9 protein-coding genes are annotated in these 6,394 nt (G+C 67.1%); 3 read left to right on the plus strand and 6 right to left on the minus strand.

Translation table 11 applies throughout. The features are described 5' to 3' along the window. Window positions 1-245: transposase (locus J7E87_RS34095; protein ID WP_215098539.1), on the plus strand; the 245-nt coding region annotated here is incomplete at its 5' end. Between the two features lie 484 nt (window positions 246-729). On the opposite strand, the gene J7E87_RS34100 is transcribed toward J7E87_RS34095, so the two are convergent. The 4 genes from J7E87_RS34100 to J7E87_RS36665 form a co-directional block, all read right to left on the minus strand. Continuing rightward, window positions 730-1,155, minus strand: a complete 426-nt coding sequence (locus J7E87_RS34100; protein ID WP_215098540.1) for an excalibur calcium-binding domain-containing protein — start codon at window positions 1,153-1,155, stop codon at window positions 730-732. A gap of 165 nt (window positions 1,156-1,320) precedes the next feature. Beyond that, window positions 1,321-1,896, minus strand: coding sequence for a DUF4352 domain-containing protein (locus J7E87_RS34105; protein WP_215098541.1), 576 nt, complete (start codon window positions 1,894-1,896; stop codon window positions 1,321-1,323). Between the two features lie 99 nt (window positions 1,897-1,995). Continuing rightward, window positions 1,996-2,271, minus strand: a complete 276-nt coding sequence (locus J7E87_RS34110) for a hypothetical protein (protein WP_215098542.1) — start codon at window positions 2,269-2,271, stop codon at window positions 1,996-1,998. A gap of 202 nt (window positions 2,272-2,473) precedes the next feature. Next, the gene (locus tag J7E87_RS36665) at window positions 2,474-2,953 is read right to left on the minus strand and encodes a tyrosine-type recombinase/integrase (RefSeq protein WP_374195257.1); all 480 of its coding nucleotides are present in this window, start codon (window positions 2,951-2,953) and stop codon (window positions 2,474-2,476) included. Window positions 2,954-3,061: 108 nt separating this feature from the next. On the opposite strand from J7E87_RS36665, the gene J7E87_RS34120 reads away from it, so the two are divergent. Further along, complete coding sequence (locus J7E87_RS34120) at window positions 3,062-3,505, plus strand: hypothetical protein (protein ID WP_215098544.1); 444 nt, start codon at window positions 3,062-3,064, stop codon at window positions 3,503-3,505. 446 nt (window positions 3,506-3,951) lie between these two features. Here the strand turns inward: J7E87_RS34120 and J7E87_RS34125 are convergent, their stop codons facing one another. Both J7E87_RS34125 and J7E87_RS34130 read right to left on the minus strand, forming a co-directional pair. Beyond that, window positions 3,952-4,356, minus strand: a complete 405-nt coding sequence (locus J7E87_RS34125) for a hypothetical protein (protein WP_215098545.1) — start codon at window positions 4,354-4,356, stop codon at window positions 3,952-3,954. Next, window positions 4,353-5,201 carry an IS5 family transposase gene (locus J7E87_RS34130; protein ID WP_215098546.1) on the minus strand — a complete coding sequence of 283 codons (849 nt, stop codon included), beginning with the start codon at window positions 5,199-5,201 and terminating at the stop codon, window positions 4,353-4,355. The genes J7E87_RS34125 and J7E87_RS34130 overlap by 4 nt, the downstream gene beginning before the upstream one ends. A gap of 1,059 nt (window positions 5,202-6,260) precedes the next feature. Between J7E87_RS34130 and J7E87_RS36325 the strand changes: the two genes are divergently transcribed. Then, window positions 6,261-6,394 (plus strand): transposase (locus J7E87_RS36325; protein ID WP_374195258.1); only part of this gene is annotated, 134 nt, incomplete at its 3' end.

Raw genomic sequence — 6,394 nt, forward strand, 5'->3', positions numbered from 1 at the left:
AAGGCTATGACTACTCCCACCTACGGCGATGGTTACGCGGGCGCGGCATCACCCACCGCATCGCCCGCAAGGGAATCGAGTCCTCGCAGCGACTGGGCCGCCACCGTTGGACCGTTGAGCGCACCATGGCCTGGCTCGCCGGCTGCCGACGCCTGCACCGCCGCTACGAACGGAAAGCCGAGCACTTCCTCGCCTTCACCAGCATCGCCTGCACCCTCATCTGCTACCGCAGACTAGCCAAATGAGATGACTTCTAAAGGGCACCCCGGCAGCCGAGGTTCCACTGCCGTACCTGTACGAGCAGGGAATGATTACTGCGGAGCGCGCGGAGGCGTACCTCGCAGCGCTCCTCACCAACGCGGCCTCCGACGAGATCGCCCGCGCCTACGGCTATCGCGACCGCCCCGCCCCGGCCATGCACCCGGGCATCGGGGTCGAATTCCACTCAGGCGTGACGCGAGCGGCGACAATCGCGGCAAACCGAACGCGCTGCCGGTGCGCTCCGCCACACTGATTGCAGTCCCCGCCGCCTCCCCCGGCGGCGGGGGACTTGCATGCCCGGCGATACGTCTGCCAGGGCGGCGCGCCCGGAACGCGAAACGACCCCGCCCAATGGGGCGGGGTCGTTCGTGGTGTTGAGCCTGGCTCAGTGCGCGTCGCGGTCGACGCGGCGGCGCGCTGCCGCGTTTTCGCCCCACCAGCCGCCGTACCCAAGTGAAACGGCGAGGCCTAGGACCACTCGCACCCGACGCCGTCGCCGTCACGGTCGAGGTGACGCCCATAGCCGGGGTCACCCTCGTGCACAGGGGCGGCGCCAGCGGCCTTGGCAGCAGCGCAGTTCTGGTAGTAGGCGCTCCCGCCGCCACCGCCTCCGCCAGTGGTAGAGGAGGAGTCGTCCGCCTCCTCGGTGACGGTCTTCGTCGCCGTGACCGTCACCGTGACCTTCTCGGTCACAGTGGCCTTCGGCTGCGGGGTAGCAGTCACCGTGGCGGTAATGCTCTTGGTGACGGTGGGCGCAGGCGCGGCGCTGGAATTGGCGGCCTTGGCGTCGCGGAGCTCCTGGCTGTTTGAATCATCGATGGCTGCTGCGGTGCAGCCGAAGGTGAGCAGCCAGGTTGCCCCGACGATGATGTAGAAAGCCGGACGCTTGCGCATCTGGCGCGGTTGCGTCGGTCCGGGCTGCGGTCCCTACTGCTGCCCGGGGTGTTGCTGGGTCATGAGACCCCCCTTGTTGCACCTGCGGGCGATTTTCGCTCGCATGGTGTCCGGCTCAGGCTTCGCACCTGTGCACCCTTGAATTCTCGGGGCCGGACTGCCGTACTACTTGACGTCACCCTTGACGGAGTCGCCGATCAGACCATCCGTGTAGGTCACGTAGGCGGCGACGAACTTGCCCTTGCCGGTGATGACACCGGTCATCTTCTCGCCCGGCGCGAGGTCCGTCACGTCCATCTGGTTCTTGTCGGCGGCGAGCTCCTGGGTGTGCTTCTCACCGGTCTTGTCCGTGATGGCGAAGTACAGCGGGTTGACGCTGATCTTCTTCTCGGAGTTGTTGGTGATCGTCACCTTGACGCTGGTGTATTCGCCGCCGTCGTGCAGGACGCTCGGAGTGAACTTCGTAGGCGTCGCCGCGATCGTGATGGGAGAGGCCTCTTCCTTCGGCTTCTCCACCGGCTTGCTGTCGTCCTTCGGCGCGGAGACCGACGGCTTCTTGTCGGTGCCCTTGTCCGCCGAGTCATCGCCGCCACCAGCGACAGAGGAGATGACCCCGATCACGACGAAGAAGCCGACGATGGCCAGACAACCGATCCCGACCTTCTTGCCAGCGCTGGTCTTCTTCGGCTCCTGCGGCGGCTGGTACGGCTGCGGCTGCTGTCCCGGGTTGTGCTGAGACATGAACCCCCCATAGGTTCACACAACTGCGGACGCCATGTCCGCATGGTGCATGCTGAGGATTCGAACCTCATACCCCCGAATTCGGGGCAGGCGGTGCGCTTACTTTTCGCCCTCCGGGAAGAGCCGGTCATACGTCTCAACGAATGCCCGCATGGTCTCAAGATTCGGTTCATCAGGAGCCATCTCGTCAAGCCGGGACATAGCGGCCTGAGCTTCCTGGAGGGAATCCCTGAATCCCGCAGTCAAATAGTCGAGATCATCGGGCCCGAACCTGTCCGGCCCCTCAAGGGCCAGCCGGGTAAGCCGCTTCTCGCACATGCTGATATGGCTGGCGAGTGCACCCGCAATGCGAGCGGAGTACTCGTGAACTCCCATGCGTCTTCCGGAGTGGCCTTCATTTTCCTGTGATGGCGCACTTGTTTCCCTCCCTTATTGACCCCAGAACGTCATCAGACTCGTCATGCGGGGAAAGGGCAGAGGCATACCGGATGGTGTTGCTGATGTCCGTGTGCCCACCAATGGCCTGACCCTCCCTCACTCCCTGTCAGGTTCAAGACCAATGAGGCGAAGTATTGGCTCAGACCGTGCGGTGCCACCTGCGCGCCTGCCTGAGGATTCGAACCTCTGCACCCCGAAATCGGGGCAGGCGACCAGCTAAACGTGCGCGACCGGCAAGCCGAGCACTTTTCTCCAGCTCCTCCACCTCAGTGCTCTCCCGCGCTTCCAGGGCATGGGAGTAGCGGAGCAGGTGGTCGATGTCCTGGCGTCCGGTCCTGCCCTGCACCTCCCTGACGTCGCGGGTCAGGAGGAGGAGCAGGGACACGAAGGAATGCCGCAGGTCGTGAGGGCGGAGCTTGCCTGCCAGATGAGGCAGAGCGGCGTCTCCCACCGTACGAATCATGCGCCATACCACATGCCGACTGATCGCCCGACCACGCTCGCCAAGGACGAGCGGACCAGTTGAACGTTCACCAAGATACGTGAAGAGGACGTGTTGTGTCCCCCTCGGGATCACCACACGATCCTGCCTCCCACCCTTACGAGTGATCCGCAGCATCAGCTTCGGGCCGTCCCAGGCCAGACCCTCCACCTGGGCGTTGCCGAGCGTGATCTGACCGCCCCAGCGCCCGGACCGATCCACGGCAACGCGTGGACCGCCAAGATCATGCGCGATGTGTTCGACGGCGACGACCAGTCCCGTTCCGAGGCGGTGATCCTGTGCGAGCTCACCGACCTGCGCATCGTGGGTCGCCGCGCCATGCAGGCCGCCGCGATGCTGCGCCGCACGGCCAACAGCCCGCGCCCGGTCGGCACCGAGTGGCTGGGCAGCCTCACGCGCGTCTTCCGCTCCCGCGCCATCCTGGCGGCCGACGAGGCCGAGTTCCCCTCCCAGCGCGCCCGCCACGCCGGTCAGCGGCACCGCCCGTACGCCTTCCAGCTGTGGGTGCTCGCCGCGTGCACGAACGCGTGGGTGGAGGCGCACCTGATGGACTCGGCGGCCATCTTCTCCGCCCCGGACGCCGACCACGAGGACGCCCGCGCGTGGATGCGCACGGCCGCTGACCGGCTGGAGTTCCTGGACGCGGTCATCAATCCGCGCCCCCTCTAGAGCAGCCCGTGGGACCCGCACAGGGCACCACACGCACCACCGGCGGTGGGGGAGTGGCACCCCCGCCCCGACCGACAACACACGCCCCGGGAGGGCACTCATGTCTCAGGTCACCGCCGCGAAGACTGCCGCGAAGAACGAAAAGAAGTCCGTAAGGCGGACGCGGCCTGGCCGCCCGGGGGCCGGCCCCCGGGCGGCCAGGCCGCGTCTCGCGGGCTCCGGCAGGGCGCGGCCCTCACCCGCTGCCGCTCATCCAAGGGGCCCAAGGGGCCCCGGCCCGTACTGTTGTCTCCCGGCCCCGTCAGGGGCCCGGTCCTCACCGTTCCGCTGCTCCCGGCAGGGGGCAGCCCCAGCCGGCCAACGGCCGGCCCCGTCTCAGAGGGCGGTTCGTGAGTTGATGTCCATTTCCGGGTGAAGCTGGGGCAGGGATGCTGGTCGCGGGGCGGCTACTGCTTCCTGGTGAAGCTGCCGGCGTCGACTTCGGTGAGGACATCGAGCTTGACGAGGCGTTTCAGCTTGGCGCGGGTGCCTTCGATGTTCTTCGGCAGCAGTTCGTGGTCGAGGGCTTCGCAGACGTCACGGGCCCGGAGGGGGCCGGTGGCCTCGTTGAAGGCGGCGAGGATGCGGGGGTAGTCCGGGTGCTCGGGCAGGCCGGGCGAGACCGGGTGGGCGGGGAGTCGTTCGCTGAGGGCGGTGACGGTCTTCCGGGTGATCGCCAGGTGCTCGAGGTGGGTCTCGGCTTCCCGCAGCCGTCCCTGCAGTTCAGTGATCTGTGTGCGGAGGTCGTCGGCCAGGGCCCGGGCGGCGTCTTCCTGGATGTCGAGTGTGTCGAGCAGGGGCTGGATGTTCACGCGGTCACCGTCTGCGGGTCGCGCCAGGTGGGAGTGTTCGTGCCGGTGAGTCGGCGGGCCATGACCTGGGTCATCGCCCAGTAGACGCGGGAGGCGGAGGAGGCTGGGCGGTGTTCGTAGTCGCGGACCAGGCGCCGGTGCAGTATCAGGATCCCGTAGGTCTGCTCGACCCTCCACCGCTTCGGCTGCGGGACGAACCCCTTGTCCTGCGGGTTGCGTTCGATGGTCTCGACGTCGATGCCCAGGAGGGTGCCGTGGGCGGCGACCTGGTTCTTGAAGCCCTGGTCGACGAGGGCCTTCTCGACGGTGCCTCCGGCGTTCTCGGCGACCTGGTCGAGCAGGGCGATGCCCGCGGCGTTGTCGTGTGTGCTCGCGGCAAGGACGGTGACGGCGATGACCAGGCCCAGCACGTCCACGGCCAGTCCCCGCTTGCGGCCCGGCACCCGTTTCGCCGGGTCCCGGCCGGTCGTGGAGGCGGGGACCCCGGCAGCCACGTGGACACTCTGGGTGTCCAGCACCACCAGGGCCGGGTCCTCTAATCGGCGGGCCCTCTCACGGACCTGGCAGCGCAGGAGTTCATGAATGACCTGGTCAGTCCCGTCGTCCCGCCACGCGGCGAAGTAGTAGTACGTCGCGCTCTTCGGCGGCAGGTCGTTGGGGAGGTAGGCCCACTGGCAGCCGGTCCGGCCCTGGTAGAGGATCGCGTTCACGATCTCCCGCATCGCGTAGGCGCCCTGATGGCCGCTGACCGAGCGGTGCCGGTCCTTCCACGCCGTGATCACCGGCTCAATCAACGACCACTGCTCGACCGTCAAGTCGCTTGGGTACGGCTTGCGTTCACTCACCCCGCCACCCCAACAGCCCACCGCCCGTGGACCAGCGGATTCCGCCCGCACCCACACCATCAGGTGACGACAGAAACACTCAAAGACTCACGAACCGCCCTCTCAGATCCAAGCCAGGCCCCGGCATTTGTCTCCCGGCCCCGTCAGGGGCCCGGCGCTCACCGTTCCGCTGTCCCCGGCAGGGGGCAGCCCCAGCCGGCCAACGGCCGGCCCCGCGTCTGCTGCCTGTTTCTGTGTCAGGACTGCCGCCGTGCCCGGGGCGCGGCAGCTGATGTTCGCGCAGCGCGGCACCGGCTGGCCGCAGGAGGGACGGACTCACCGCCAAGCCCGTGCTGCTCACGGAGGGGTCCGGCATGGCCGGTGACGGCTACAGACGCCTCCTGATGCCAGTACGGCTCGACGCCGCGGCGAAGTAGCCGACTCCGCAGGGCGGGAGAATCCTCCCCCCGGTTCTGGCGGCAGGGGAGCGGCACACCCGCCGTGCCGCGTAGCAATCGATTTTGGAACGGCTCCGGGAATTATCGGCAATCTCGTGGGATCGACTTTCGTACTCGCCATATCAGCACCAGCTAGAACGTTCAGTGCGAGTGGAGGTGTGTGCTGTGTCAGATATGTACGAAGCGGAACTCCCCGGTCCGCGGGGATCCGGGCCGATTGCTGCCTTGGTGAAGGCTCGGGGGCGAGCTGCAGGGGGCCAGTGTCGTCAGCGCCGGACCGACTTCGTTCAGATGGCGGAGGACATTGCCCAGTACGAGGCGCTGGTGGCCGTGGACTTGAGCGGTGTTCGCCGAGTTCCGAGAACGCGTGGATGCTTGCCCCGGGACCACCGTTGTGCTTCGCGCAAACGACGACGTTCGAGCCTGCCGAAGTGCTAGGTCGAACTGCACGTGGCTCCGCCGCGATGTCAGGACGCTGCCAGGTGCGGCGATGTCCCATGCGCCCGACGCTTACGTTGTCAGAGTGCGGGATGTGGCGTTCCGTCGGTCTTGTCATCGCTCGATGGTGTGACGTTGGGGCATCGCTGCCGGTCAGGAGTTCGGGGTTCGCTTGAGTTATGGCATGAGCATGCGCATGCCGTACCCGAGCGATCTCACCGATGAGCAGTGGGAGCTCGTCGAACCCGTGATCACGGCATGGAAGGCCCGGCATCCGTCGGTCAGCGGGCATCAGGGGAAGTACGCGATGCGGGAGAT

Source organism: Streptomyces sp. ISL-1 (assembly GCF_018614585.1).
Taxonomy (GTDB): Bacteria; Actinomycetota; Actinomycetes; order Streptomycetales; family Streptomycetaceae; genus Streptomyces; species Streptomyces maoxianensis.